This window comes from Microbacterium sp. CIAB417 (assembly GCF_022788845.1).
In genome coordinates, this window is sequence record NZ_JAHZUT010000005.1 from 79,112 (window position 1) to 105,650 (window position 26,539).

At 70.8% G+C, this 26,539-nt stretch carries 26 protein-coding genes; 15 read left to right on the plus strand and 11 right to left on the minus strand.

Features of this window, described 5'->3' with window-relative positions; translation table 11 throughout:
- Positions 1-47 precede the first annotated feature (47 nt).
- From KYX17_RS21250 to KYX17_RS21265, 4 genes are read right to left on the minus strand one after another with little or no spacing between them, the layout of a single operon-like run.
- The gene (locus KYX17_RS21250; RefSeq protein WP_243229364.1) at positions 48-1,691 is read right to left on the minus strand and encodes an amidohydrolase; all 1,644 of its coding nucleotides are present in this window, start codon (positions 1,689-1,691) and stop codon (positions 48-50) included.
- A 38-nt stretch (positions 1,692-1,729) separates the two neighbouring features.
- The gene (locus tag KYX17_RS21255) at positions 1,730-2,833 is read right to left on the minus strand and encodes a C45 family peptidase (RefSeq protein ID WP_243229366.1); all 1,104 of its coding nucleotides are present in this window, start codon (positions 2,831-2,833) and stop codon (positions 1,730-1,732) included.
- A complete protein-coding gene (locus KYX17_RS21260) occupies positions 2,830-4,551 on the minus strand; it encodes an amidase (RefSeq protein ID WP_243229368.1) in 1,722 nt (573 codons plus the stop codon). The genes KYX17_RS21255 and KYX17_RS21260 overlap by 4 nt, the downstream gene beginning before the upstream one ends.
- Positions 4,548-5,600, minus strand: coding sequence for an agmatine/peptidylarginine deiminase (locus KYX17_RS21265; protein ID WP_243229370.1), 1,053 nt, complete (start codon positions 5,598-5,600; stop codon positions 4,548-4,550). The genes KYX17_RS21260 and KYX17_RS21265 overlap by 4 nt, the downstream gene beginning before the upstream one ends.
- A gap of 78 nt (positions 5,601-5,678) precedes the next feature.
- On the opposite strand from KYX17_RS21265, the gene KYX17_RS21270 reads away from it, so the two are divergent.
- The 3 genes from KYX17_RS21270 (at position 5,679) to KYX17_RS21280 (ending at position 9,388) form a co-directional block, all read left to right on the plus strand.
- Positions 5,679-6,320 (plus strand): TetR/AcrR family transcriptional regulator, encoded by a 642-nt coding sequence (locus KYX17_RS21270; protein ID WP_243229372.1) that lies wholly within the window; start codon positions 5,679-5,681, stop codon positions 6,318-6,320.
- Between the two features lie 48 nt (positions 6,321-6,368).
- Positions 6,369-8,333: a M13 family metallopeptidase gene (locus KYX17_RS21275; protein WP_243229374.1), complete on the plus strand. Its 1,965-nt coding sequence runs from the start codon at positions 6,369-6,371 to the stop codon at positions 8,331-8,333.
- Between the two features lie 116 nt (positions 8,334-8,449).
- Positions 8,450-9,388 (plus strand): serine hydrolase, encoded by a 939-nt coding sequence (locus tag KYX17_RS21280; protein ID WP_243229376.1) that lies wholly within the window; start codon positions 8,450-8,452, stop codon positions 9,386-9,388.
- Between the two features lie 36 nt (positions 9,389-9,424).
- On the opposite strand, the gene KYX17_RS21285 is transcribed toward KYX17_RS21280, so the two are convergent.
- On the minus strand, positions 9,425-10,627 hold the full coding sequence (locus tag KYX17_RS21285; protein ID WP_243229377.1) for a cobalamin-independent methionine synthase II family protein: 1,203 nt from the start codon (positions 10,625-10,627) through the stop codon (positions 9,425-9,427).
- A gap of 70 nt (positions 10,628-10,697) precedes the next feature.
- Between KYX17_RS21285 and KYX17_RS21290 the strand changes: the two genes are divergently transcribed.
- Positions 10,698-11,093 carry a hypothetical protein gene (locus tag KYX17_RS21290; RefSeq protein ID WP_243229378.1) on the plus strand — a complete coding sequence of 132 codons (396 nt, stop codon included), beginning with the start codon at positions 10,698-10,700 and terminating at the stop codon, positions 11,091-11,093.
- A 46-nt stretch (positions 11,094-11,139) separates the two neighbouring features.
- On the opposite strand, the gene KYX17_RS21295 is transcribed toward KYX17_RS21290, so the two are convergent.
- The 3 genes from KYX17_RS21295 to KYX17_RS21305 form a co-directional block, all read right to left on the minus strand.
- Positions 11,140-12,579, minus strand: a complete 1,440-nt coding sequence (locus KYX17_RS21295; protein ID WP_243229380.1) for an MFS transporter — start codon at positions 12,577-12,579, stop codon at positions 11,140-11,142.
- 49 nt (positions 12,580-12,628) lie between these two features.
- Positions 12,629-13,453 (minus strand): alpha/beta fold hydrolase, encoded by an 825-nt coding sequence (locus tag KYX17_RS21300; protein ID WP_243229883.1) that lies wholly within the window; start codon positions 13,451-13,453, stop codon positions 12,629-12,631.
- 61 nt (positions 13,454-13,514) lie between these two features.
- Complete coding sequence (locus KYX17_RS21305; protein ID WP_243229381.1) at positions 13,515-13,850, minus strand: VOC family protein; 336 nt, start codon at positions 13,848-13,850, stop codon at positions 13,515-13,517.
- A gap of 202 nt (positions 13,851-14,052) precedes the next feature.
- On the opposite strand from KYX17_RS21305, the gene KYX17_RS21310 reads away from it, so the two are divergent.
- Positions 14,053-15,438, plus strand: coding sequence for a glycine--tRNA ligase (locus KYX17_RS21310; protein ID WP_243229383.1), 1,386 nt, complete (start codon positions 14,053-14,055; stop codon positions 15,436-15,438).
- Positions 15,439-15,624: 186 nt separating this feature from the next.
- A complete protein-coding gene (locus KYX17_RS21315) occupies positions 15,625-16,440 on the plus strand; it encodes a serine hydrolase (RefSeq protein WP_243229384.1) in 816 nt (271 codons plus the stop codon).
- Between the two features lie 18 nt (positions 16,441-16,458).
- On the opposite strand, the gene KYX17_RS21320 is transcribed toward KYX17_RS21315, so the two are convergent.
- The 3 genes from KYX17_RS21320 to KYX17_RS21330 all read right to left on the minus strand — a co-directional run bounded on the left by KYX17_RS21320 (position 16,459) and on the right by KYX17_RS21330 (position 19,131).
- Positions 16,459-16,884 (minus strand): DUF1801 domain-containing protein, encoded by a 426-nt coding sequence (locus tag KYX17_RS21320; protein ID WP_243229885.1) that lies wholly within the window; start codon positions 16,882-16,884, stop codon positions 16,459-16,461.
- A 301-nt stretch (positions 16,885-17,185) separates the two neighbouring features.
- Positions 17,186-17,773, minus strand: coding sequence for an HhH-GPD-type base excision DNA repair protein (locus KYX17_RS21325; protein ID WP_243229386.1), 588 nt, complete (start codon positions 17,771-17,773; stop codon positions 17,186-17,188).
- A 62-nt stretch (positions 17,774-17,835) separates the two neighbouring features.
- Positions 17,836-19,131: a glutamyl-tRNA reductase gene (locus KYX17_RS21330; RefSeq protein WP_243229388.1), complete on the minus strand. Its 1,296-nt coding sequence runs from the start codon at positions 19,129-19,131 to the stop codon at positions 17,836-17,838.
- A gap of 74 nt (positions 19,132-19,205) precedes the next feature.
- On the opposite strand from KYX17_RS21330, the gene hemE reads away from it, so the two are divergent.
- The 9 genes from hemE to hemB all read left to right on the plus strand — a co-directional run bounded on the left by hemE (position 19,206) and on the right by hemB (position 26,489).
- A complete protein-coding gene (gene hemE, locus KYX17_RS21335; protein ID WP_243229390.1) occupies positions 19,206-20,228 on the plus strand; it encodes a uroporphyrinogen decarboxylase in 1,023 nt (340 codons plus the stop codon).
- Entirely contained in the window at positions 20,225-21,730 is a 1,506-nt protein-coding gene (hemG, locus tag KYX17_RS21340; RefSeq protein WP_243229391.1) for a protoporphyrinogen oxidase, read from the plus strand. Before hemE ends, hemG begins: the two co-directional genes overlap by 4 nt.
- A 147-nt stretch (positions 21,731-21,877) precedes the next feature.
- Positions 21,878-22,297, plus strand: a complete 420-nt coding sequence (locus tag KYX17_RS21345; protein ID WP_243229393.1) for a hypothetical protein — start codon at positions 21,878-21,880, stop codon at positions 22,295-22,297.
- 1 nt (position 22,298) lies between these two features.
- Entirely contained in the window at positions 22,299-22,706 is a 408-nt protein-coding gene (locus tag KYX17_RS21350; protein ID WP_243229395.1) for a phage holin family protein, read from the plus strand.
- Positions 22,693-22,968: a hypothetical protein gene (locus KYX17_RS21355; protein ID WP_243229397.1), complete on the plus strand. Its 276-nt coding sequence runs from the start codon at positions 22,693-22,695 to the stop codon at positions 22,966-22,968. The genes KYX17_RS21350 and KYX17_RS21355 overlap by 14 nt, the downstream gene beginning before the upstream one ends.
- Before the next feature lie 72 nt (positions 22,969-23,040).
- Positions 23,041-23,718, plus strand: coding sequence for a hydrogen peroxide-dependent heme synthase (hemQ, locus tag KYX17_RS21360; RefSeq protein ID WP_243229399.1), 678 nt, complete (start codon positions 23,041-23,043; stop codon positions 23,716-23,718).
- Between the two features lie 7 nt (positions 23,719-23,725).
- Positions 23,726-24,718, plus strand: coding sequence for a hydroxymethylbilane synthase (hemC, locus tag KYX17_RS21365; protein ID WP_243229400.1), 993 nt, complete (start codon positions 23,726-23,728; stop codon positions 24,716-24,718).
- On the plus strand, positions 24,718-25,515 hold the full coding sequence (locus tag KYX17_RS21370; protein ID WP_243229402.1) for a uroporphyrinogen-III synthase: 798 nt from the start codon (positions 24,718-24,720) through the stop codon (positions 25,513-25,515). The genes hemC and KYX17_RS21370 overlap by 1 nt, the downstream gene beginning before the upstream one ends.
- Complete coding sequence (hemB, locus tag KYX17_RS21375) at positions 25,512-26,489, plus strand: porphobilinogen synthase (protein WP_243229403.1); 978 nt, start codon at positions 25,512-25,514, stop codon at positions 26,487-26,489. The genes KYX17_RS21370 and hemB overlap by 4 nt, the downstream gene beginning before the upstream one ends.
- Positions 26,490-26,539 lie beyond the last annotated feature (50 nt).

The window sequence follows — 26,539 nt, forward strand, 5'->3', positions numbered from 1 at the left end:
CCCCCTGCGTCGCTGCAGGGGGCGTTCGGGTTTCAGAGGGGATGAGGTCAGTCCCGCCGGTGGGCGACCTCGCCGTGCACGAGCGTGCACAGCACGGCGCCGGTGAGCAGGTCGTCGGTCGGGGCGGCCAGCGGGTCGACGTCCAGCACGGCGACGTTCGCGTAGAAGCCGGGAGCGATGCGCCCGTACTCCTCGTCGATCCCGCCGACGAACGCCGCGCCGGACGTCGCCGCGGCGAGCGCCTGCGCGGCGCTGAACGCGCGCTCCGGGTGGTACGCGGGCAGGTGGCGGTCGATCGTGGACCGGCCGGACATCGCGATGAACAGGTTGTGCAGAGCCTCGTGGGGTGCGGTGGGGGCGTCGGTGCCGAGCGCGACCGGGACGTCGACGTCGCGGAACCAGTTCCACGGGAAGCCGTCCTCGGCACGCCGGTCGCCGAGCACCGCCATCCAGTTGTCCAGGATGGCGGGGTCGCAGTGCACCGGCTGCATGGACGCGGCGATGCCGTGCTGCCGCATTCGGGCGACCGTCTCGGGGGTGACCGATTCGAGGTGCTCGATGCGGGGGCGCCGGCCGGTGCCGGCGCCGTTCGCCTGCTCGCAGGCGACGACGAGGTCGACGGCCAGCGCGCTCGCGGCGTCGCCGATCGCGTGCATGGCGAGCTGCAGACCGGCCCGGTCGGCAGCGATCGCGACGGGTGTCGCCGCCTCGCGGCTCCAGATCGGGTCGGCGTTGGATCCGTCGGCATAGGGACGCGCCATCGCGGCGGTGCAGGCGTCGATGACGCCGTCCAGGATGAACTTCACCCCGACCACCTTGAGCCAGGGCGTCCCCGTGGCGGCCAGCTCGTCGCGCAGTTGCACGGCTCGATCCACCTGGGCGAGGTCGGCGTCCGGGTCGCCGGTGGAGCTCAGCCACCAGTGCGCGGTGACCGGGAAGGGCAGCCGCCCGTCGCGGTCCAGACGGCGCCGCAGTGCCGCCATCGACTGCTCGGTCATGCCCATGTCGGCGGCGCCGGTGACTCCGGCGGCCAGGTACGCGTCGAAGGCGAGGTCGAGGTGGGCGTCGATCTCCTCGTCGGTGCGGATGCTCTCGAGGTAGTCGGCGAGCAGGTCCATCGCCGCGGTCTCGAGCAGGAAGCCGGTGGCATCGCCGTTCTCGTCGCGGACGACCTCGCCGCCGATCGGGTCGACGGTGTCGCGGTCGATGCCGGCGGCGCGCAGCGCCGCGGAGTTCACCCAGGTGCTGTGCAGGTCGTTCGCGTCGAGGAAGACCGGGATGTCGTCGATGACCTCGTCGATCATCGCCGCGGTCGGCCGGGACACGCCTTCGGGCAGGGAGTCGAACAGCCAGCTGACGCCCTCGATGATCGTGGCGTCCGGATTCGCCGCACGCGCCTCCCGCAGTCGCTGCTGGATCTGCTCCAGCGACGCGCAGTCGCGCAACTGCACCTTGCCCTGAGCGTGGCCGAACATGGCGAGGTGCGCGTGAGCCTCGATGACGCCGGGCATCGCGAACGCCCCGCCCAGGTCGACGACCTCGGCATCGGGTCCCGCGGCATCGCGCACCTCCTGCTCCGTCCCGACGGCGAGGATGCGGTCACCACGCACCGCGAAGGCCGAGTGCAGGGGAGCGTCCGCCAGTCCGTCGAAGACGACGGCGTCACGGTAGACGGTGGTGTTCTCGGTCATGGACGGATCTCCTTCGATCAGGTCGGGATGCGATCGGGTCAGAGGGCGAGCTCGATGTGCGGGCGCGTGGTGTTCTCAGCGGGGGTGCCGTCGAGGATGTCGGCGCGGCGGCCGGCGGGGTCGAGCACGACGGTCGCGAGGCTCGCCCAGCGCTGTCCCATCGGCAGCGCGAGGTCGGGCACGCACGTCACGGGCGGTTCGCCGTCGCCGGTGACGAGGGCCGCGCGCAGCTGCTCGGCATCCGTCGGATCGGTCCCGTTCACCAGTCGGTCGCGCAGGAAGTCCCAGCGCTGGCCGGAGTCGGGCTGGTACAGCCAGGTCTTCTCGGCGGCGGCGGGCTGCGCGGTGAGGAAGTGGTTGGTGCGCAGCCAGGTGCCCTCGGTGATCGCCGGCGCCTCGAACACGCCCTCCGGGCTGATGTCGAGCAGCACGGCCTCGCCCTGCTCGTCGAAGAGCGCGAACGATCCCGAGCTCGTGACTGGTGCGTCGCGCACCAGTTCGACGGCGTGCGCCGCGCTGGTCGCCTCTTCGAGCACGAGGGCGGCGAGCACGTGCATCGGGATGCCCTCCGGGCGGTCGGACCGGTGCCCGAGGATGTTGAAGTGCAGCGCCACTCCGACGCTGTTCACGCCGATCTTGCCGAGGATGCCGCACTCGGTGAGGCCCGCGTAGTCGTGAACGCCGCCGCGCGAGACGATCGTGTGCCAGTACGGCGCGATCTCCATGTGCCAGTCCCAGGTCTGCACGCCGAGCGTGCGCGCGCGGCCCTCGGCGTCGCGGATCGAGCGCACGATGGTCGAGCATTCGCCGGGCGGGACGGCGACGCTGCGGGACAGGACCTCGGTGCGGCCGTTCAGCGCCGCGACCCGCCACAGCTCGGCATCCGCGCCTGCCGCGATGCCCTCGATCTGGGCACGCAGCGCCGGACGGTGGGCGCCGACCGCGTCGAGCATCCGGTCGGCGTCGTCGCGCACGGCGCTCTCGTCGATGCCGCCGAGACGGAACAGCCGGTCGTAGGCCTCGACGGTCCCGGGCAGGGCCTCGCGCAGCTGTCGTCCGCGATCGACGCCGCGCTGGAACGGGTCCGCGGCGTCGACCGCGATCTGCAGGCGATCGGCGGGGCGGGGAAACGGCGAAGTCATGAGAGTTCCTCTCCGGGAAGAACCGGAGTGCGCGGCGGGGGGGTGCGGCGATCGCCGGTGGCCTCGAAGGCGGCGGCGAGGCGGAGCAGTGCGGTGTCGTCCCAGCCGCGGCCGGCGAAGGTCAGGCCCACCGGCATCCCGATGTCGGCCATCGTCCCCATCGGCACCGTGACGGTGGGAACGCCCAGGTGGCGGACGGCGAGATTGCCGTTCGCGACCCAGACCCCGTTGCGCCAGCCGGCGTCGGCGGATGCCGGGTTCACGTCCATGTCGGCCGGGCCGACGTCGGCGACGGTCGGGAAGACGACGGCGTCCAACTCCAGCCCGTCCATCCAGTCCTCGAGGTCGACGCGCCGGGTCTGCTCGAGGCCGCGCACGCCCTCCTCGAGGTGCGGGATGTCGGTGAACGCGGCGTGAGGCCGCGTCTTCACGAAGCCGGGGTACTCGGCGATGTCGTCGTCGAAGCCGGTGTAGCGGTCCGGCAGCGCGCCTTCAGGATGCGGGAAGATGCGGGCGCCGTCCACGAGCTCGAGCCGGTCGAGCGCGGGATCGCCGTTCGCGCGCAGGAAGTCGTCCCACGCCCACGCGGAGAGATCCTCGATCTCGGAACGGAGGAATCGTTCGCTGACCAGACCCCGCGTCTTCAGCGTCGGGGCACCGGCTCGATCGCCCTCGTAGTTCGTGATCATCGGGAAGTCGACCTCGACGACCTCGGCGCCGGCCGCCTCCAGATCGCGTCGCGCCTGCTCCCAGAGGGCGAGGACGGATGCCCTGGTCTGGATGCGCTGACCCGTGGGGCCCCCGATGGTGGTGCCCGTGCCCGCCTCCGGATCAGCGTCGATGTACATGCGCGGCACGCCGAGTCGGCGGCCCGCGAGCGCCGCGCGGGGGTCGACGGCGGCGAGCGCCGTGTAGGAATCGGGACGTACCGCGCTCGCCGTGGGGATGCGCACCCACGGCTGCGCCCGCCAGAAGTCGCCGCGGACCTCCGCGTCGTCGGCCACGACGACGTCGAGCACCTCGAACAGATCCGCCATGCTGCGCGCGTGGGGCACGACGACGTCCATGGTGGGCACGAGGGGCCAATTGCCGCGCACCGAGATGACCCCGCGCGACGGGGTGTACGCGCACAGGGCGTTGTTGGACGCCGGCGCCCGTCCGCTCGACCAGGTCTCCTCGCCGAGACCGAAGGCGCAGAAGCTCGCCGCCGTCGCTGTTCCGGAGCCGTTCGAGGACCCGGAGCCGAAGGCGCTGGTCAGCCACTCCCCGTTGTACGGGCTCTCCGCGCGGCCGTACACGCCGCGCTGCATGCCGCCGTTCGCCATCGGCGGCATGTTCGTCAGGCCCAGGCAGATCGCTCCCCCGGCACGGAGACGCTCGATCGTGAACGCGTCGCGCTGGGCGACGAGGTCGGCGAAGGCCGGGGATCCGGATGCCGCGGTGAGGCCGGCGACGAGGTAGCTGTCCTTGGCCGTATAGGGGATGCCGTCGAGCGGCCCGAGCACGGCGCCGGCGGCACGACGCGCGTCGGATGCCTCGGCCTCGGCGAGAGCACGGGGGTTGCGCACGACCACCGAGTTCAGCGCCGTCGGGGTGTCCGGAGCATCGTATGCGTCGATGCGGGCGAGGTAGGCGTGCACGAGGTCGACGCTGGTGGCCGCTCCGCTCTCGAGCGCGCTGCGCAGCTCGGCGATGGATGCCTCCACGACGTCGATCACGATCGGGCTCCTGCCTGCGCCGGTGTCTTCGGCTGCTGCTGCGTGATGCAGTGGATGCCGCCGCCCCGGGCGAAGATCGCCCTGGCGTCGACGGTCACGACCTCGCGGCCGGGGTAGGCGCCCGCGAGGATCTCGCGGGCGCGCGCGTCCGCAGCCTCCTCGCCGAAGCCGCACGCGATCACGCCGTCGTCGACGACGAGGTGGTTGATGTAGCTCCAGTCCACATATCCCTCGTCGTCGCGCAGGGTGGTCGGTGCCGGCACATCGATGATCTCGAGCGGCCGCCCCGCGGCATCCGTCTTGTCGCGCAGCAGCGCCTTCAGGTCGCGCGTGACGGCGAAGTCGGGGTGGGCCGGGTCGTCCTGGCTGTGCAGCAGGAGCGTGCCGGGAGAGGAGAACGCCGCCACGATGTCGACGTGCCCGCGGGTGCCGAACTCGTCGTAGTCGCGCGTGAGGCCGCGGGGCAGCCAGATGGCCTTCTCGGCGCCGAGCGTCCGCGCCATCTCGGCCTCGACGCGGTCCCTGTCCGCAAAGGGGTTGCGGTTCGGGTCGAGCTGAACGGTCTCGGTCAGCAGCACCGTGCCCTCGCCGTCGACGTGGATGCCGCCGCCCTCGTTGACGAGGACGGAGCTGATCCGCTCCGCGCCGATCTCGGCGGCGACCGAGCGGGCGACCAGCGCGGAGGCCTCCCATTGCGCCCAGGCGGGGGCGCCCCACCCGTTGAAGATCCAGTCCACGGCGCCGAGGACATCCGGGCGCTCGTCATCGATCACGAAGGTCGGGCCGACGTCGCGCATCCAGAACTCGTCCAGCGGGGTCTCGACGATCTCGACGGCCGAGCCGAGCAGGCCGCGGGCCCGCGCGGTCTCGGTCGGATCCACGAGCATGGTGACCGGTTCGAACCGCGCGATCGCGAGCGCGACGTCGGACCACGCCCGGTACGCGGTCTCCTGCCAGGCCTCGCCCTCGCCGAGGGTGAGGCCCGCGCGCGGGAAGGCCATCCAGGTGCGTTCGTGCGGTGCACCCTCGTGCGGCATCCTCCAGGTCACGTCGCCTCCTTCGCTCGACTGACGCCATCGTATATTGACCATGCGATCAATACAAGGATTTCCTACACTGGAGGCACCATGGCGACCTCCCCGGCCAGAACCCGTACCCGCAAGAGCCCCGCGCAGCGCTCCGGCGAGATCCACGACGCGGCCCTCGGACTCGCCCGCGAGCAGGGGCTGTCCGCATTGACCCTGCGTTCCGTCGCCGCCAGGGCCGGCGTCGCATCCGGGCTGGTGGCGCACTACGCGACGAGCATGGACGATCTGATCGCCCGCACGTTCCGCGAGCTCACCGCCGGCGAACTCGACGACGTGCGCAGACAGGCGGATGCCTCCGATGACGCGGCAGGCCGCATGGCCGTCCTGATCGCGACCGTGCTCGGCCGCGACCACGACGACATCACCCTGGTCTGGGTGGATGCCTGGTCGCTTGGTCGAGGCAGCGCCGCACTCTCGGCCGCGATCGACGAGCAGATGCAGGCGTGGCAGTCGTACATCGCCGGGATCATCCGGGACGGCCGCATCGCAGGGATGTTCGCCGTCGACGACGAGGAGGCCGTGGCGTGGCAGATCCTGGCCATGATCGACGGCCTCTCCGCGCACGCCCTGACCAGGGGCACGGATGCGGCGCTCTTCGCCGCTCGCCTCGCTCAGGCCTGCGAGACGCTCGTCGGGGCGGCCGCCGGCACGATCGTCTCGCGGCTGCCCTCGGCGACGTGAGCCCGGTCCTCCGCTGCGACCTCCGGTCACGGCCGTAGGCTGTCCCTCATGACTGATGCTCTTCCCGCAGGCCTGGCCACCGCCGAGTTCAGCTCCGACATCCGCCCGCAGGACGATCTGTACCGGCACGTCAACGGTGCCTGGATCGAGAACACCGAGATCCCGGGCGACAAGGCCCGCTGGGGATCGTTCCACCTGCTCGCCGAACAGGCGGAGAAGGACGTCCGCGCGATCATCGAGGAATCCCGGACCGCGGAACCCGGGTCCGCGGCGCGCAAGATCGGCGACCTGTACGCGAGCTTCATGGACACCGACCGCATCGCCGCGGCCGGAGTGACGCCCCTCGCGGACACGCTCGCCGAGATCGACGCCATCGACGGCATCCCCGCCTTCCTGCGGACGGTCGGCGCATACGACCGCGACGGGCGCGCGTCCGTCATCGGCGTGTACGTCGACGGCGACCCCGGCGACCCGGAACGCTACCTGCCGGTGCTCGTGCAGGGCGGTCTGTCGCTGCCCGACGAGAGCTACTTCCGTCTCGACACCTTCGTCGACACCCGCGCGGCGTATCGCGCGCACCTCGAGCGCCTGCTCGCGCTCGCCGGGATCGCGGACGCCGCGGCCGACACCGACCGGGCGATCACGCTCGAGACCGAGCTCGCGGGGCATCACTGGGACAACGTGCGCAGTCGCGACGCGGTCGCCACCTACAACCCCAAGACCTGGGACGAGCTGCAGGTGCTCGTCGGGGTCGATCTCACGCCGTGGCGCGAGGCGGTCACGCCGTCGAACCCCGCTGCGTTCGACGAGGTCGTCGTCTCGCAGCCGAGCTTCTTCGAAGGCCTCGGCTCCCTGCTCGTCGCCGAGCGCCTCGACGACTGGAAGGCCTGGCTGCGCGCCAAGGTCGTGCACGCCGCGGCCCCGTACCTCACCGACGACCTGGTGCAGGAGAACTTCTCGTTCTACGGCACCGAGCTCACCGGAGTGCCGACCATCCGCGAGCGCTGGAAGCGCGGCGTCTCGCTCACCGAGGGCGCCCTCGGCGAGGCGATCGGCAAGGTCTACGTCGAGCGGCACTACCCGCCGACGGCGAAGGCCGCCATGGACGAGCTCGTCGCGAACCTCATCGAGGCGTACCGGCAGAGCATCACCACCCTCGAGTGGATGAGCCCGGAGACCCGCGAGCGCGCGCTCGCCAAGCTCGACGCGTTCACCCCCAAGATCGGGCACCCCGAGGTGTGGCGCGACTACTCCTCGCTCGAGATCGACGAGGCGGACCTGTTCGGCAACGTCCGGCGCGCGAACGTCTTCGAGCACGACCGCAACATCGACAAGGTCGGCGGACCCATCGACCGCATGGAGTGGCACATGCCCCCGCAGATGGTCAACGCGTACTACAACCCGTCGATGAACGAGATCGTCTTCCCGGCGGCGATCCTGCAGTACCCGTTCTTCGACGCGGGCCGGGACGCGGCGGCGAACTACGGCGGCATCGGTGCCGTGATCGGCCACGAGATCGGTCACGGATTCGACGACCAGGGCAGCCGGTACGACGGGACCGGGAAGCTCGAGGACTGGTGGACCGACGCCGACCGCACGGCGTTCGAGGAGCGCACCAGGGCGCTCATCGCGCAGTACGACGCCCTGGTCCCGCTCGGTCTGGCGGAGGAGCACCACGTCAACGGCGCCCTCACCATCGGTGAGAACATCGGCGACCTCGGCGGCCTCGGCATCGCGCTGAAGGCCTACGAGCTGTCGCTCGGCGGCCAGAAGGCGCCGGTCATCGACGGCTACACGGGCGTGCAGCGTCTGTTCCTGTCGTGGGCGCAGGCCTGGCAGCAGAAGAGCCGGGATGCCGAGACGATCCGTCTGCTGACGATCGATCCGCATTCGCCGAACGAGTTCCGGTGCAATCAGATCGTGCGCAACATCGACGCGTTCTACGAGGCGTTCGGCATCACCGAGGAGGATGCGCTGCACCTGCCGGCTGACGCGCGTGTGACGATCTGGTGACTTTTCACGGACGCGGGGGACCGGAGCGTCGGCGGGCGGGGTTACGATAGCCGTGCTGCTGGGGAGCATGCTCCCCGGAAGACCCCCCTTCCACCTCCTGCCGTGAAGGACCACGCGTGGGCTCCTCCCTCCCCCCGTTCCCCGAGCCCGTCGACGGTGCGCCGTCGGCGACCGTACGCCGTTCGCAGCGCAGTGGCCGTCGGCTGCCGCGTCGGGCCGCGATCGGACGGCGCTCGTTCGTCGCGACGCTGAAAGCGCTCGAGGAGCTGGCGGATGCCGGGGCGCAGGTCTCGGTGCACGTCGTCGACCTCGACACGCACCACCACGTGCTGTCCGGGGACGACCATGTCACGCTGCCGATCGCGGGGCTGGGGATCGTGCCGCTGCTCATCGAGGTCGCGGCCGGGTTCGAGGACGGATCGCTGGATCCGCTCGAGATCGTCGAGCGCTCGGCGATCGATCAGGTCGCGACCGCGGGGATCTGGCGGCACCTGCGCGCGCCGGCGCTTCCGCTCACAGACCTGGCGGTCCTCGCGGCCACCGCCGGCGACCCCATCGCGGTGAACGCTCTGCTGCAGCGCGTCGGCCACGACCGCGTGCGCGCGCGGATCGAGGATCTCGGGCTCGCCAGGACCGCGATCCTGGACCGGTTCCGCGACGACCGCGGCCCGGACGACGCCCCCCACGTCGCGGTCGGCACGAGCCGCGAGCTCGCGGGCCTCTTCTCGGCGCTGGTCAACTCCGCCGTCGTGGATGCCGCGGTCAGCGCGCAGGTCTCGGAATGGCTCAGCCTGAACCAGGACCTGAGCCTGGTCGCCGCTCCGACCGGGCTGGACCCGTTCGCGCACGATCACGATCAGCACGGCCTGCTGTTCATCAACAAGACCGGACGCGACCGGGGCGTGCGCGCCGAGGCCGGCGTCCTGGCGGGCCCCCGTTCCGGGGTCGCCTACGCGATGATCGTGTGCTTCGACGATCTCTCCATCGCGCACCGCCTGCGCGCGCACGACGTGTTCCGCCTGCTGGGCGTGGAGCTCATGGAGTACACGCACTGATCGCGGTGCCGCTCGTCCAGCGAGCGGCACCGCACGTCAGCGGGTCACGCCGACGCGCGACGCGCCCTCGCCGAGCGACTCCAGCTTCGCCCACGCGATGTCGGCGTGCACGCGGCCGCCCAGGCCGCAGTCGGTCGAGGCGATGACGCGGTCGGCGCCGACGATGTCCGTGAAGCGGCGGATGCGCTGCGCCACGAGGTCGGGGTGCTCGACGACGTTCGTGGCGTGGCTCACGACGCCGGGGACCAGCACGAGATCGTCCGGCACCGCGGCATCCGCCCACGCGCCGAACTCGTGCTCGTGGCGGACGTTGCCGGCTTCGAAGGAGATCGAGCCGACGTTCGCCTTGAGCACCTCGGGGAGGATCTTCGCGATCTCGATGTCGGTGACGTGCGGGCCGTGCCAGGACCCCCAGCACAGGTGCAGGCGCACGAGCTCCTTCGGCAGTCCCTGGATCGCGTAGTTCAGGGCCTCGATGCTCTTGGCAGTGAAGGCGAGATAGTCCTCGACGCTCGGCTCGGGGTTGATCTGGTCCCAGTTCTCGGCGAGCGACGGGTCGTCGAGCTGCACGATGAGACCGGCATCCGTGATCGCCTTGTACTCCTCGCGCAGCGCCTCGGCCCACGCCCACAGGTGCTCGTCGTGCGTGGCGTAGTGCTCGTTCCAGACCCGGGCGGCCGAGCCGGGTGCGATCGCCGTGATGAACCCCTGCTCGCCGTCGCCGAGGGCGGCCTGGAGATGGCGGATGTCGGCGGCGACGGCATCCTGACCGCGGTAGGAGATCGGGCCGGTCGTCGTCGGGAACTCCGTGGCGGGCTTGCCCTCGAACGCGCCGGAATGCGGGTCGCTGTACACCGCGGGGAACAGGTGCCGGTCGCGCCGATCGACGAAGCTCGTCAGCTCGATGTTCCCCGGCGTCGAGACGGCCGTCGGCTGGGTGAAGAGGTTGTTGTCGGTGAGGGAGAGCCCGTTCACGCGCTGGAAGGAGTATCCCCACCAGGCGCCGTAGTCGAGCGGGTTCGACATCGCCTTGCCGAACTCGCCGTCCCCGACCAGGGTGATGCCCGCCTCGCGCTGGCGGCGCACGACGTCGGCCACGGCATCCGCCACCAGCGCCTCGAACTCGGGCGTGGTCTCGAGGGTGAAGCCGTCGTCCGCGAGAGCTCGCGCCGCATTCGCGGCGATGAGGGCCTCAGTGCGGGGCAGGCTTCCGGAGGTCGTGGTGGCGATCGTGCTCATGCCTCGACGCTATCGGGGAAGCCGGGACCCGCCGATTCGCGTGACGAACCGTGACCCGTAGGCTCGAGGGATGACCGCTGCTGACTGGACCCCGCATCGCCGTGATGACGGCGAGCTGCTGGGGTGGATCCGTCCCGAAGGCTCCGACTGGGTGGCCGTCGATGTGCTGGGCCGCCCGGCCTCCGGCGCCGTCGACTGGCTCGACGCCGAGGCCGCCCTCGAGGAGCACGGGCTCGCCTGGCTCGCGGACGCCTGGATGCTGGAGGGCGAGTCCGAGCGTCCGCTGCGGGTGCGCATCGTCGAGGTCACCCCGACGGATGCCGGCCGCTCCGGCCGCATCGTGGTGAAGCAGGACGACTTCGGCGACATGAGCCGACCGGCGAGCGAGCCGTACGTATTGCCGTGGCCGATCCCGTTGCGGTTGCGTCCGCCGCACGAGGGCGACCCCGACCCGCGCGTGTTCTGATCCGGTCCGCGCTGCACAGCGTCGGCGGTCGCGCTGGCGCCGCGGCTCAGGGCAGCGAGGGATGCTGTTCGACGGCGCGCTGGCGCGGGATGAACAGCGACAGCAGGACCGCGATGATCCCCGCCGCGATGGCGAGCCAGAAGCACACCTGGAACGCGTCGCGGGTCGGCACGGCGACCCCTCCGACCTCGACGCTCATGGCGGCGAGCACTCCGCCCATCACCGCGGACGCGCTCGAGGTCCCCACCGAGCGGAACAGGGCGTTCAGACCGTTGGACGCGCCCGTCTCGTTCGCCGGCACCGAGCGCATGATGATCATCGGCATCGCGGCGAACGTGAAGCCGATCCCGACGCCGATGAAGAGGTTCGCCACGAAGATGTGCCACACCTCGCTCGACCACAGCAGCACGAACACGTAAGCGAAGACGATGGCGGCCGCGCCGCCGGTGAACAGGGGCCGAGGGCCGATCGTGCGCTCCAGCCAGCCGGACAGCGGGGAGATGATCATCATGACCAGGCCCGCCGGCATCACGATGAACGCCGCCGAGAGCATGTCGAGGCCGAACCCCGCGCCGGTCTCCGCGGGCAGTTCCAGCATCTGCGGGAAGGTGACGTTCGACGCGAACAGGGCGAATCCCATGCCGATCGCCGCGATGTTGGTGAAGAGAACGGCGGGGCGAGCGGCCACGCGCAGGTCGAGCAACGGCTCGCGTGTGCGCAGCTGGTACCAGCCCCACACCAGCAGCACGAGGAGGCCGCCGACGATGCACGTCAGGGTCAACGGCGCCGTCCAGCCCCACTCCGCCCCGCGGGAGACGAACAGCAGGATGCCGGTGAGCCCGATCGCCAGGCCGACGGCGCCGATGTAGTCGAGACGTCCCGGCGAGCGCAGCACGTCTTCGGGGACGAACAGGAACACCAGCACGAGTCCCGCCACGCCCAGTCCCGCGGCCAGCCAGAACAGGGCGTGCCAGTCGGCGTTGAGTGCGAGGTAGGCGGCCAGGGGCATCCCGATCGCCCCGCCGACTCCCATGGTGGCGCTCATGAGGGCGACGGCCGTCCCCAGGCGCTGCGGAGGAAGGACGTCCCGCATGATCGCGATGCCGAGCGGGACGACGCCGGTGACCGCCCCCTGGAGGGCACGCCCGATGATCACGCCGACGATCGATCCGGACAGCGCGGCGATGAGGGATCCGACGACGAGCAGCGCGAGCAGCGCCACCACGACGCGACGCTTGCCGTACATGTCGCCAAGGCGTCCGGAGATCGGCGTGGCGACAGCGGCGACGAGCAGCGTGATCGTGACGACCCAGGTGGTGTCCTCGCGCGAGGCGTTCAGCAGGTTCGGCAGCTCCGCCTGAAGCGGCACGACGAGCGTGAACATGAAGGACGAGCAGAGGCCGGCGAAGGCCAGCACGGCCACGATCGCCCAGCGAGGCGGGGTCCGGGAGAGGCGTCTGCGCGCCTTCTCGTCTTCCGTACCCACCAGACAAGGCTATCGGCGCCGGAGACGCCGAGGCCCTCGGACAGATGATTCAGTGGCCTCGTCGCTCGAGCCAGCGCGTGAGCGCGGCCGCGAGTGCCGCGGGGGCGTCGTGCTGGATGAGGTGCCCGGCGTCGGGGAGCACCGTGAGCGACGCGTGCGGGATCGCCGCCTGCAGCCGATGCGCCCGATCGACGGGGATCCAGGTGTCCTCCGCGCCCCAGATGATGTGCACGGGTTCGTCGATCGTGCTGTAGAGCGGTTCGACCTCGGCCGTGTACCGCTCGTCGGCCTCTGAGATCTGCCGGTAGAACGCCGCCTGCCCCGGTGCGTCCGTCCAGGGCTGGACGAGCATTGCGAGATCGTCGGGGTGGATGCCGCGATGACTCGCTCCCGCGATATAGGCCTCGATCGCGCCGCGGTGCACGGCAGGCGGGAGTTGCGCGAACACCTCGGCATGGTCCTTGACGAGCGAGAAGAAGGGCGACCCCCACGGGCGCAGGGCGACCGCGTCCACCAGGCACAGCGACGCGAACCGTGCGCCGTGGAGCAGGCGGGCGCGCAGCGCCACGGCCCCGCCGAAATCGTGCGCGACGACGTGAGGGGCGTCGAGCTCCCAATGATCGAGGAGGTCCGCGAAGAGCTCGCCCTGCACGCCCAGGTCCACGGCGTGCTCGGCGGACTTCGACGAAGCGCCGTAGCCCGGCATGTCCCACAGATGCACGGTGAACTCGGCGGACAACGCTCGGGCGATGGGCTGCCACAGGGCGGACGACCACGGGGTGCCGTGCAGCAGCACCAGCGCCGGCCCGGAGCCGAATCGGTCCCACGCGACCGTCCGGCCTCGCCAATCGAACGTCCTGGCCAGAGAGTTCATGCTCACAGCGACAACACTTGCATCGACGTCGGACATCGTCGGGGCGGTCGCCGACGGCGGATCAGTCTTGCGTCGGGAGCACGAACGACCCCGTGTCGCCGGGGTTGACGGCGACCTCCCACCGGTATCCGTCGGGATCCGCGAAGTAGCCGGAGTAGCCGCCCCACTCCCGCCGCGACGCGGGCCAGACCCGGGCTCCGAGGCCGCCGGCTTCGGCGAGGACGGCGTCGACCTCGGCTTCGGCGGACACGTTGTGCGCCAGCGTGATCGGGGCGAGGCCGGATGCCGGGGGCTCACCGATCTCGGCCGTGAAACCGTCGATGCTCCACAGCGACAGGATGACCCTGTCGGCGACGGGGAGCATGAGCACGTCGTCGGCTTCGAACAGGGCTGCCATCCCAGCCCGTCCACGAAGAAGGCGCGGCTGCGAGCGACGTCGGCGACCGCGAGGGTGATGAAGCTCACGCGCTGTTCCATGCGCCCAGAGTGGCACGGGCGGCCGACATCGCTCCAGAGGGACCGGCGCGCGGGCGCGGATAGGATGAAGGTGCCCGTATTCACGGGCATCCCACCCGCAGCATCCGACCATTGGAGCCACCGTGGCCGAACAGTCCCGTCTTGACAAGGTCATCAGCCTCGCCCGCCACCGAGGGTTCGTGTTCCAAGCGGGTGAGATCTACGGCGGTTCCCGGTCGGCCTGGGACTACGGACCCCTCGGCACCGAGCTCAAGGAGAACATCCGCCGACAGTGGTGGCAGACGTTCGTGCGCGGCCGGGGCGACATGGTGGGCCTCGACTCGTCGATCATCCTCCCCAAGCGCGTGTGGGAGGCATCCGGGCACGTGGCGACCTTCACCGACCCGCTCGTGGAGTGCCTGCAGTGCCACAAGCGCTTCCGTGCGGACAATCTCGTCGAGGACTTCGAGGCCCGCAAGGGACGCAAGGCGGAGAACGGCCTGGCCGATGTGCCCTGCCCGAACTGCGGGACCAAGGGTCAGTACACCGAGCCGAAGGCCTTCTCGGGCCTCGTCAAGACCTACCTCGGCGTCGTCGACGATGAGTCCGGGCTGTACTTCCTGCGCCCCGAGACGGCCCAGGGCATCTTCGTCAACTTCACGAACGTGCTCACCGCGAGCCGCAAGAAGCCGCCGTTCGGCATCGGACAGGTCGGCAAGGCCTTCCGCAACGAGATCACGCCCGGCAACTTCATCTTCCGCACCCGCGAGTTCGAGCAGATGGAGATCGAGTTCTTCACGCCGCCGGCCGAAGCTCAGCAGTGGTTCGAGCACTGGGTCGAGGCGTGCTGGGCGTGGTTCATCGACCTCGGGATCGACCCCGAGAACATGAGGCAGTTCGACGTCCCCGAGGACGAACGCGCGCACTACTCCGCCGGCACGATCGACTTCGAGTACCGGTTCGGGTTCCCCGGCAAGGAGTGGGGTGAGCTGATGGGCGTCGCCAACCGCACCGATTTCGACCTCTCCAGCCACACCGAGGCATCCGGCCAGAGCCTGACGTACTTCGACCAGGCATCCGGCGAGCGGTACACGCCCTACGTGATCGAGCCCTCCTTCGGCCTCACGCGGTCGATGATGGCGTTCCTCGTCGACGCGTACGTCGAGGAGGAGGTGCCGAACGCCAAGGGCGGCACCGACGTCCGCACCGTGCTCAAGCTCGACCCGCGCCTGGCGCCGGTGAAGGTCGCCGTCCTGCCGCTGTCGCGCAACGAGAACCTGTCGCCGCTCGCGCGCGAGGTCGCCGACGGCCTCCGCGGACGCTGGGCCGTCGACTTCGACGACGCCGGCGCGATCGGGCGGCGCTACCGCCGTCAGGACGAGATCGGAACGCCGTTCTGCGTCACGGTCGACTTCGACTCGCTCGACGACCGCGCCGTCACGGTCCGCGACCGCGACACCATGGCGCAGGAGCGCGTGGCGATCGAGAACCTGCACGCCTACCTGTCGGAGCGTCTCAAGGGCGCCTGACCGCACGCCGTACGCGGCGGAACAGGGGGTTCCCGTCTTCCCGGGAGGCCGCGACCGGATGTTGCGCGTCGAGACCCCGTCCTGTTCACGAAACCTCCCCGTGTTCGCGTGATCGACGAGAGGTCTCGTGAACAGGACGGGGTCAGTCGGCTCTCATGCGTCCCGTCCGCATGAAACGATGGTTCCGTGGAGACGACGACCTTCGCCGCGACCGACGGCTTCCCGCACACCGCTCTCGTGGGCGTCACCGGCCCGGACGGGACCCTCGCCGTGCAGGGCGATCCGCGGGCGGTGCTGCCCCTGGCATCCGTGACCAAGCCGCTGACCGCCTGGGGCGTCTTCGTCGCGATCGAGCGGGGATTCGTGGACCTGGACGAGCCGGGCGAGCCCGGCGGGGCGACCGTGCTGGAGCTGCTCGACCACACCAGCGGGCTGCCGATGGAGGGCGTCGAACCCCGACGGGCCTCGGGAGAACGCCGGATCTACTCGAACGCCGGATTCGACGCCGTCGCCGCGCACGTCGCCGACAAGGCCGGCATGGCGTTCGCGGACTGGATGCGGCGCGAGGTCGTCCTCCCGCTCGGGATGACGCAGACCGATGTCACCGGGCGGCCCTCTGCCGGGGCCCGCGCCTCGATCGACGATCTCCTGATCTTCGCTCGGGAGGTGCTGCGGCCCACACTGATCTCCGCCGGACTGCGCGACCTCGCGCTCATGGACTCTCACCCCGGCCTGCGCGGGGTCGTGCCGGGTTACGGGTCGTTCTCGGACAACACCTGGGGACTCGGTTTCGAGCGCAAGGGCACCAAGAGTCCGCACTGGCTGAGCGACGCGTTCCCTCCCGAGACCGCCGGTCATTTCGGTGCGCAGGGCAGCTTCCTGTTCATCGACCGGTCACGCGACCTCGCCGCGGCCTTCCTCTCCGGTGTCCCCTTCGGTGAGGACCACAAGCGGATCTGGCCCCCGCTCACGGACGAGATCGTCGCGCGATACGGTCGATGAGGGGATCCGAACTCGCACTCATCCCGTGACGGTCAGCTGCATCTGGTCGGTGCCGCCCGCCTCGGCCCAGGCCAGCGAGCGCTCGAGGATGCCGCGGAGCACGTCGAGGTCGACCTTCTCGAGGTCCTTGATGTACACGCACGCGACGCTCGAGGTGTGCGGTCCGAGTCCGGACAGCGCCTCGCGGTGGGCGTCCACGCCGTCGACGAGGTAGATCGTCGACGCGGCCTTGCGCGGGGCGAACCCCAGCAGGCCCATGTCGCCTTCGGTGCCCGTCGGGTAGCGGTAGTGACACGCACCGAACCCGATGATCGTGCCCCACAGCACCGGCTCCCGCCCCGAGACCTCCTGCATGAGGGCGGTCAGCGTCTCGGCATCTCGTCGTCGGCGCTCCGGCGTGACGGCCGCGATGAAGGCGCCCACGCTGCCCCCGGTCGGCTGCATCACTTCCCTGCCTTCGTGGGTTTCGGCTCGCTGCGCTCGCTCAACCTTGCCGCGTCACGCATCAACGCTCCTTCGTCGCATTGCTCCGTGCTTTCGGGGGTTTCGGCTCGCTGCGCTCGCTCGACCTTGCCGCGTCACGCATCAACGCTCCTTCGTCGCATTGATCCGTGCTTTCGGGGGTTTCGACTCGCTGCGCTCGCTCAACCTTGCCCCGTCACGCATCAACGCGCCTTCGTCGCATTGATCCGTGCTTTCGTGGGTTTCGGCTCGCTGCGCTCGCTCAACCCTGCCCCGTCACGCATCAACGCTCCTTCGTCGCATTGATCCGTGACGCGGCAGCCTTCATCGCCTTCTTGTGCTCGCGCACCTTGGTGAGCGACTCCGGAGAGACGATGTCGGCGACGCTGCGGAACGAGCCCTCCTCGCCATAGGGAGCGGATGCCTCGCGCCAGCCTTCGCCGGCGAAGCCGTACTGCTTGCCCAGCAGCGCCAGGAAGATCTTCGCCTTCTGCTCGCCGAAGCCCGGCAGCGTCTTCAGGCGCTTGAGCACCTCGGCTCCCGTGGGCTCCCCCTCCGTCCAGAGCGCGGCGGCGTCCCCGCCCCAGTCGTTCACCAATGTCTCGCACAGCGTCTGCACCCGCGCGGCCATCGATCCGGGGAACCGGTGCACGGACGGCGTCTGCTTGAACGCCTCGAGGAAGGCATCCGGATCCATGTGCGCGATGGTCGCGGCATCCGCGGCTCCCGTGCGCTGCTGGATCTTGAGCGGACCGGCGAACGCGGTCTCCATCGGGACCTGCTGGTCCAGCAGCATCCCGACGAGAAGAGCGAGCGGGTTCTCGGTCAGCAGGGTGTCGGCGGCGGTGTCTCCGGTGATGTGAAGGGCCATGGTTCCATGGTGACATGCCTTGAACGAACGGCTGAGCCCTCGCAGCACCGCGCAAAGGCGAGTCAGGCGGTCGCCGACTCCTCGGATGCCCGGGCGGCGGGGGCGATCCCGTAGAGCGTCTCCAACGCGGCCGCGAACTCGTCGGCACGGCCGTCGGCGGCGAACTCGTGCGCGCGCACGGTCGGGGTGTGCAGCAGCACGCCGGCGAGGTGCCGCAGCGACTGCTCGACGCGGCCATCCTCGTCTCCGCGCGCCCTGGCGCGGTCGATCTCGGCTTCGAGCAGGGAGAAGATGTGCGAGCGCATGGCGACCACTGCCGGCGTCGCGCTCTGCTGGCGGCCGACGACATGGAACGTGTCCGCCGCTTCGCGCACGACGCTGCGTGCGGCATCCGTGGCCTGCAGCTCCTCGAGCGGTGCGTGCAGACGGATCGTCTCCAGGTCCAGCAGCGCGACGCCCTCGAGCTCCGCGACGGCGGGGTCCACGTTGCGCGGCATCCCGAGGTCGATGACGAGCTGGGAGTGCGGACCGACCGGGCATCCGACGGCCACCGGGCCGGTCGGCGCCTGCAGCTGCGCCGGTCCGAGCACGGGCTCCGTGGCGGTCGTGCAGGTGATGAGCAGCGTCGACCGCGACGCGACGCGGGCGTAGTCGGCGTCGGAGACCGCGGCGATGTCGTGTTTCTTCGCGAACAGCTCGGCGCGGCCCGACGGCGAGTGCACCGAGATGTTCGTCGCGCCGCGCTCGCGCAGGGTCGCGAGGGTCACGGCGGCATACGCGCCCGTGCCGACCAGCAGCACGCGCTCGGCCGACCAGTCGGCGATGCGGCTGTCCGCCAGTTCGAGCGCCAGGCGCACGAGCGAGCGGCCGGCGCGGCCCAGGGCAGTGACGTTCTTGACCTTGCGCTGCGCCTGGCTCGCGCGCTGGAACAGGCGCTCGAGCTCGGGCGAGGTCGTGCCCTCCTTGCGCGCGGACGTCAGCGCGCGGCGCACCTGACCGGCGATCTCGCCCTCTCCGGGGACGACGGACTCGAGCCCCGAGGCCACCGCGAACAGGTGCTCGGCGACGCGGCGCCCGGAGTGCACGGCGTACGAGCCCTCCAGGTCGGATGCCGGGATGCCGGCGGACTGCTCGATCGCCTCGAGCACCGCCTCGACGCCGACGGCTCCCGCTGCGGTCACCGGCTCGTCGATCTCGACGTACGCCTCGAATCGATTGCACGTGGACAGCACCACGGCCCCCTGCACGCACGGCGCGATGCGCAGAAGGTTCGGCGCGACGTCGTCAGGGGTGCGGCTCAGTCTTTCGAGCATGTCGAAGGAGGCGGTCTTGTGACTCGCCGTTACGCACAGCAGCACAGAGAGATTCTACGCCGTGTCGAAAGGAAGGGTTCCCAGGCGGACGCATAGGCCGTGGATGCGAGGATGGAGGCATGCCTGCACCCACCGCCTCGCTGCTGCGCGCTCTCGCCGGAGACCGCCCTGAGACCACCCCTGTCTGGTTCATGCGTCAGGCGGGGCGCTCCCTGCCCGAGTACCGCGAGCTGCGCGTCGGCACCCGGATGCTGGACGCGTGCCTCACCCCCGACCTGGCGGCGGAGATCACCCTTCAGCCCGTGCGGCGCCACGGCGTGGACGCCGCGGTGTTCTTCAGCGACATCGTCATCCCGCTGCGGCTCGCGGGCGTCGACGTCGTGATCGAGTCCGGCCGGGGCCCGGTGTTCGCGGAACCGGTGCGCACGGCCGCCGACGTCGAGCGCATCACGGCCATCGATCCGAAGGACCTCGACACGACCGCGATCGCCGAGGCCGTCCGCATCACCACCGCCGAGCTCGGCGAGACCCCCCTCATCGGGTTCGCCGGGGCCCCGTTCACGCTCGCCGCGTACCTGGTCGAGGGCGGCCCGTCCAAGGAGCATCTGCGCGCCAGGGCCATGATGCACACCGACCCGGACGCCTGGAACCGCCTGGCGGGCTGGCTGTCGCGCATCTCCCGCCGTTTCCTCGAGGCGCAGCGCGATGAGGGGGCCGCGACGGTGCAGCTGTTCGACTCGTGGGCCGGCTCGCTCAGCCCCGCCGACTACCGGACGTTCGTCGCGCCGCACTCGCGGGCAGCGGTCGAGGGCATCGGCATCCCCGTCATCCACTTCGGAGTCGGCACCGGACCGTTCCTGGCCGACATGCGCCTGGGCGGCGTCGCGGACGCCGTCGGCGTCGACTGGCGTCAGACGCTCGACGAGGCCGCCGGCATCCTCGGGCCCGACGTCACCGTGCAGGGCAACATCGACCCGGCGCTGCTGTCGGCGCCGTGGCCGGTTCTCGAGGCACACGTGCACGACGTCCTCGAGCGCGGCCGTGCGGCGCGCGCGCACATCCTCAACCTGGGTCACGGCGTGCCTCCCGAGACGGACCCGGATCAGCTGACGCGCATCGTCGAGCTGGTGCACGGCTCATGAGCGAGCATCCCGAACCGGAGCTCGCGGAGCGGGCGGCCGAACGGCACGTCGTGGTCGTCGGGGGCGGTGTCGCGGGCCTCGTCGCCGCTCGCGAGTGCGCGAAGGTCGGGATGCGAGTGACGCTGCTGGAGGCGTCCGACGCTCTCGGCGGTGCCGTGCGGCGTGCCGAGCTCGACGGCGTCGTCCTGGATGCCGGGGCGGAGAGCTACGCGACGCGGGGCGGGCACGTCCGAAAGCTCGTGGCCGAACTCGGTCTCACGGAACGTGTGCAGTCGCCCGCGACCGGAGGGGCGTGGCTGGCGGGAGTTCCCGGCCAGGAGCCCGCCCCGTTGCCGATCGGCGGGATCCTGGGGATCCCGGCCAACCCGTTCGCCGACGATGTGCGCCGCGTCATCGGCTGGCGCGGGGCGTGGCGGGCGTACGTGGATCGCCTGCGACCGCCGCTGACGATCGGCCATCAGCGCAGCCTCGGTCGTCTCGTCGCCTCGCGCATGGGTGCGCGCGTGCTCGAGCGCCTCGTCGCGCCGGTGGTGTCCGGTGTCTATTCCGCGCATCCGGATGATGTCGACGTCGACGTCGCAGCTCCGGGACTCAACGCCGCGCTCACCAGGGTCGGCTCGCTCAGCGGTGCCGTGGACGCGCTGCGCGGTCAGCAGCAGTCGGCGCGCAAGGACAAGGCGCCGGGGTCGGCGGTGGAGGGACTCATCGGCGGTATGGGCACGCTCGTCGACGCCCTGCGCGCGGATCTGGAGAAGCTCGGCGGCGTCGTGCGGACGGGATCGCCTGTCGAGGCGCTCGAGAGCGCGGGCGCCGGGTGGACGGTCGCCGTGCGCCCGGTCGAAGGCGACGAAGATCCGGATGCCGCTGATCCCGGGACTCTCTCCGCGGACTCGGCGGAGCGGCTCGACGCGGATGCCGTGATCGTCGCGACCACCGAGGATGCGGCTCGCGACCTGCTCGCCGGTCATGTCTCCGATCTCGGCGACAGGCAGGCGGCTCCTCAGATCGAGATCGTGTCGCTCCTGCTCGACGCGCCGGAGCTGGATGACGCTCCGCGCGGAACCGGGGTACTCACCGTTCCGGGCAGCCACGTCGCCAAAGCACTCACGCATGCGACCGCGAAATGGGCATGGCTGCGCGAGGCGGCCGGCGCGCGGCACGTCGTGCGGGTGTCGTTCGGCTCTCAGGGCGAGCCGACGGCGACCGCCTCCCTGGACGACGAGGCCGCGGCGTCGCTGGCGCTGACGGAGGCGTCGGCCCTGCTCGGTGTCGATCTGTCTCGCGATCAGCTGGTCGGCGCCCACCGCGCGCGCTTCACCCAGTCGCAGCCGGCGTCGCTCCTCGGGGCGGCCGAGCGGCGGGCGGCGTCGCGTGCCGCTGTCGAGGCGGTTCCGGGGCTGGCCGCGGTCGGCGCGTGGCTGTCCGGCACGGGTCTCGCCCAGGTCGTCGCGGATGCCGCGGCCGAGGCCGACCGGATCCGCCGGCACCTGCTCTGGGACTGAGGCTAGGCGGGATCCGAAGCCGATCGAAGGGCATCTGTCAACCCCTCGAGCAAGTAGATGCCGAAATCGGCATATGGGGTTACGCTGGTACTCCTGGCCCGCGGTTCGAACGCGTGCGGCCCGACCGGAACAACGTGAGGAGACCCCATGAAGGGGAAGATCGGACTCGTCGTCGGACTCGGCGTGGGTTACGTCCTCGGCACACGTGCCGGACGCGAACGCTACGAGCAGATCAAGACGCAGTGGCTCAAGGTCTGGAACCTCGATCCCGTGCAGGAGCAGGTGACGAAGGTCAAGGCCTTCGTCGGCGAGAAGGCCGCCGCTGTTCCCGGCGCCGTCTGGACCGGTGTCGTGAAGGTCGCCAAGTCCGCGACGGGCCCCGGAACGCCGGGGGAGAAGCTCGACGCCACGATCGCGGCAGGCAAGGACGCGGTCGAGGAGGTCTCGGACGTCGCCGAAGACGTGGTGGAGGCCGCCAAGAAGAAGGCGGAGGCCGCGACGTCCAAGACGTCGGCCTCGTCCGCCTCGAAGCCCGCAGCCAAGAAGTCCTCGCAGAACGGGAAGTGACATGGTCCGCGGATACCGTGACCGCGCGGACGACAGTCTTCTGACCCTGCTCGGGGACCTGCCCGAACTGGTCAGCAATCTCGTCAAAGCCGAGATCGACGCGGCCAAGGTCTGGATCTCGCGCACCGCGAAGGATGCCGGGATCGGCAGCGTCTGGTTCCTCGTCGCGCTCTTCTTCCTGTTCTGGCTGGTGCCGATGATCCTCGTGTTCGCGGTCGCCGGGCTCTCGTCGTGGTGGCCGGTGTGGCTGTCCGCGCTGGCCGTCATCGGCATCCTGATCCTCGCCGTGCTGGTGTTCGCCCTGCTCGGCATCCTGAAGTTCCGCAAGGTCATGTCCCGCGAGAATCCGGGGCAGGCCGTGGCGAAGGACATCCGAATCGTGAAGGACGCCGGCGATGACGAACTCTGAGCAGCAGCTTCCCCGAACCGTCGTGCCCGGCGGGATCGTCGACCCGGTGCAGTCCGCACGCGCCGAGCTCAAGGCCGCCCTGGCCGCGATCGAGGTCAAGGGCAACGTGCCGCGCCGTCTCGAGAAGGCGTCGCAACGGGCCGCCGTGAAGGCTCGCGCCTTCGCCGATCGCAACCCCGTCGGAGCGATCGCCGCAGCGATCGGCCTCGCCGCGGTCGCGGGTTCGCTCGTCTGGGTCATCGCACGCGCCCTGTCCCGCTGATCCGGGCGGGCCTCCGGCCCTCGCCCCCGCCGCGCATTAGCGATGCCCGGGGGAAAGGGGCAGACTGGAATCATGTCCGATGCGCTCGAAGAATCCCCGTCCGGCTTCACCCTCTGGGCGGTGTGGCGCCGCAACCCGGACGCCCCGGTCCTCGAGAGCGACGCCACGGAGCTCGAGACGATCGCCGAGCACATCGAGGATTCCGGTGTCACGATCCGGGGCTTCTACGACGTCTCCGGGCTCAAGGCCGACGCCGACCTCATGGTGTGGCTGCACGGCGACACCGCCGAAGAGCTGCAGAGGGCGCTGCGCCGCCTCCGCCGGACCGAGCTGCTGCGCTCGCTGCTGCCGGTGTGGAACGTCATGGGCGTGCACCGAGACGCCGAGTTCAACCGTCTGCACGTGCCCGGATTCCTCCGCGGCGTCGAACCGAAGGACTGGCTGTGCCTGTACCCGTTCGTGCGCACGCCGGAGTGGTATCTCGCGCCCGAGGAGGAGCGGCGGGCCATGCTCGCCGACCACGGCCGCAGGGGCGCCGCGTTCACCGGTGTGATCGCCAACACCGTCGCCGCGTTCGCGCTCGGCGACTACGAGTGGCTGCTCCCCCTGGAGGCCGACGACGTCACCGAGCTCGTCGACCTCATGCGCGATCTGCGCTACACCGACGCCCGTCGCTACGTGAAGGAGGAGGTCCCCTTCTACACGGGACGGCGCCTCCGGTTCGACGAGATCGCGGACGTGCTGCAGTAGGCCGGCCATGAGCACTCCGATCCGCCTCGGCACCCGTCGAAGCGCCCTCGCCCGGGCGCAGTCCGGACACGTCGCCGCCGCCCTCGAGCAGGTCTCCGGACGCCCGGTCGAGCTGGTCCCCATCGTCTCGGAGGGCGACACGAATCGCGCCTCGCTGTCGGAGATCGGCGGGATGGGCATCTTCGCCACGCGCCTGCGCGAGGCTCTGCTGGCCGGCGAGTGCGACTTCCTCGTGCACTCGCTGAAGGACCTGCCGACCGCGATCCCCGACGGCCTCGTGATCGCGGCGACGCCGCCGCGCGAGGATGCGCGCGATGTGGCGATCACCCGCGGCGGGACGCCGTTGAACGAGCTCCGTCCCGGCTCCTCGGTCGGCACCGGGTCTCCGCGACGCATCGCCCAGGTCCGTCGCCGCGCTCCGGGAGCCGAGGTCGTGGACATCCGCGGCAATGTCGACTCCCGGCTCGCCCGCGTGGAATCCGGAGAACTGGACGCCGTGATCCTCGCCGCCGCCGGGCTCTCCCGCCTCGGCAGCGAGACGCAACTGCGTCGTGAGGAGCTCGGCCTCGCGGAGTGGCCCACCGCCCCCGGGCAGGGGGCGCTGGCCGTCGAGACCCGCGTCGACGCGCCGGCCGAGCTGCGAGAGGCCCTCGCGCGGCTGGACGACAGGGACACCCGGATCGCCGTCACGGTCGAGCGCGGCGTCCTGGAGGGTCTGGACGCCGGATGCCAGGCGCCGATGGCCGCGCACGCCGTGGTGGCCGGAGATTCCGTGCGCGTGCGCACGGTCGTCTACGCGCCGGACGGCGGACGCCGGATCGGCCTCGACGTCACGGAAGACCTGAACGGGGGGTATATTCATCTGAACGGCAGTGGCAACGGTGCGGATGCTGCCGATGGTGCGGACCCGATGCACACAGCACGTGAGATCGGGCTGTCTGTCGCCCGTCGGCTGCTCGAACAAGGGGCGGCCGACCTCGTCTCCCGAGAGCATTCCTGATGACCGAACCCGAATCGAAGCATGACAAGCCGCTGGCCGGCTGGCGCGTCCTCGTCCCGCGAGGAGGCCCGTGGGGCGACGGCGTCGCCGCCAGCCTCCGCGCTCAGGGCGCCGTTCCCGTCGTCGCTCCCCTGATCAACTTCGGACCGACCAACGACCAGGAGGCCCTCGACCGGGCGCTCGAGCAGCTCGCGGCCGGAGAGTTCGACTGGCTGACCATCACGAGCGCCACGACCGTGGACGTGCTGTTCGCGCACCGCGCCGTCGTCCCGAAGAAGACCCGGATCGCGGCCGTCGGCGAGACCACCGCCGCTGCTCTCCAGGCCGTCGGTTACGAGGTCGCCCTCGTGCCGGAGAAGGACAATTCCGCCGAGGGGATGGCCGCTCAGCTCATCGCTCTGGAGCCCGAGCCCCGCCGCATCCTCACTCTGCGCAGCGAGATCGCCAAGCCCGTGCTGACCAAGTCGCTCATCAAGGCGGGGCACGACGTCGACAGCGTGGTGGCGTATCGCACGGTCGGCGTCCCGGTCACCGACCGCATCCGCCGTGACGTCGACAGCGGCCGCATCAACGCCATCCTCATCACGAGCGGCTCGGTCGCTCAGCAGGTGCGCGAGCAGTTCCCCGAGATCCCCGATGAGACGCTCATCGCGGCGATCGGTCCCCGCACCGCGAAGGACGCCCGCAAGGCCGGCCTGCCGATCCAGGTCGTCGCGGACAAGCAGACGGTGGACGCGCTCATCGAGGCCGTGTCCCACTTCACCCTCCCGCACGCGGCGGACGAGTTCGCGCCGTGAGCTTCCCCGACATCCGTCCGCGCCGGCTGCGTCAGTCGGCCGCCGTCCGATCCGTCGTCCGCGAGACCGACGTGCTGCCGCGCCAGCTGGTGCTGCCCATGTTCGTCCGCGAGGGGATCTCGGACGCCGTCCCGATCCTGTCCATGCCGGGCGTCGTGCAGCATTCGCTGGACTCGTTGCGCCGCGCGGCGGTGGATGCCGCGGAAGCGGGGGTCGGCGGTGTCATGCTGTTCGGCGTCCCGGCCGTGCGTGACGCGATCGGATCGGGAGCGGACGATCCGGACGGCATCCTGAACGTGGCGACCGCGGCGCTGGCAGCCGAGGTCGGGGACGCGCTCGTCGTGCAGACCGACCTGTGCCTGGACGAGTTCACCGACCACGGGCATTGCGGCGTGCTGGCGGAGGACGGATCCGTCGACAACGACGCGACGCTCGAACGCTACACGGCGATGGCGCTCGCCCAGGCCAGGGCCGGTTCGCAGCTGCTCGGGCTGAGCGGCATGATGGACGGTCAGGTCACGGCGATCCGCCGCGCGCTGGACGCCGAGGGCCACACGGACACCCTCCTGCTCGGCTACGCCGCCAAGTACGCCAGCGCCTTCTACGGTCCGTTCCGGGAGGCCGTCGACTCGCAGCTGACCGGAGATCGCCGCACCTACCAGCTCGATCCGGGCAACCGGCGCGAGGGGCTGCGTGAAGCGCTCATCGACGAGGCCGAGGGCGCGGACATCGTGATGGTGAAGCCCGCGATGTCGTTCCTGGACGTGCTCCGCGAGGTGCGCGATGCCGTTCATATTCCGGTGTGGGCATATCAGATCTCGGGTGAGTACGCGATGATCGAGGCGGCGGCCGCGAACGGCTGGATCGACCGTCGTGCCGCCGTTCTCGAATCCCTCCTGTCGATCCGCCGTGCCGGTGCGGATGCCGTCCTCACCTATTGGGCGACCGAGGCGGCGCGCTGGCTGTCGCGCTGAGCGCCGTGCGCATCGCGGATTCGAGCCCGCATTCCGGACAGAGGAGAAGG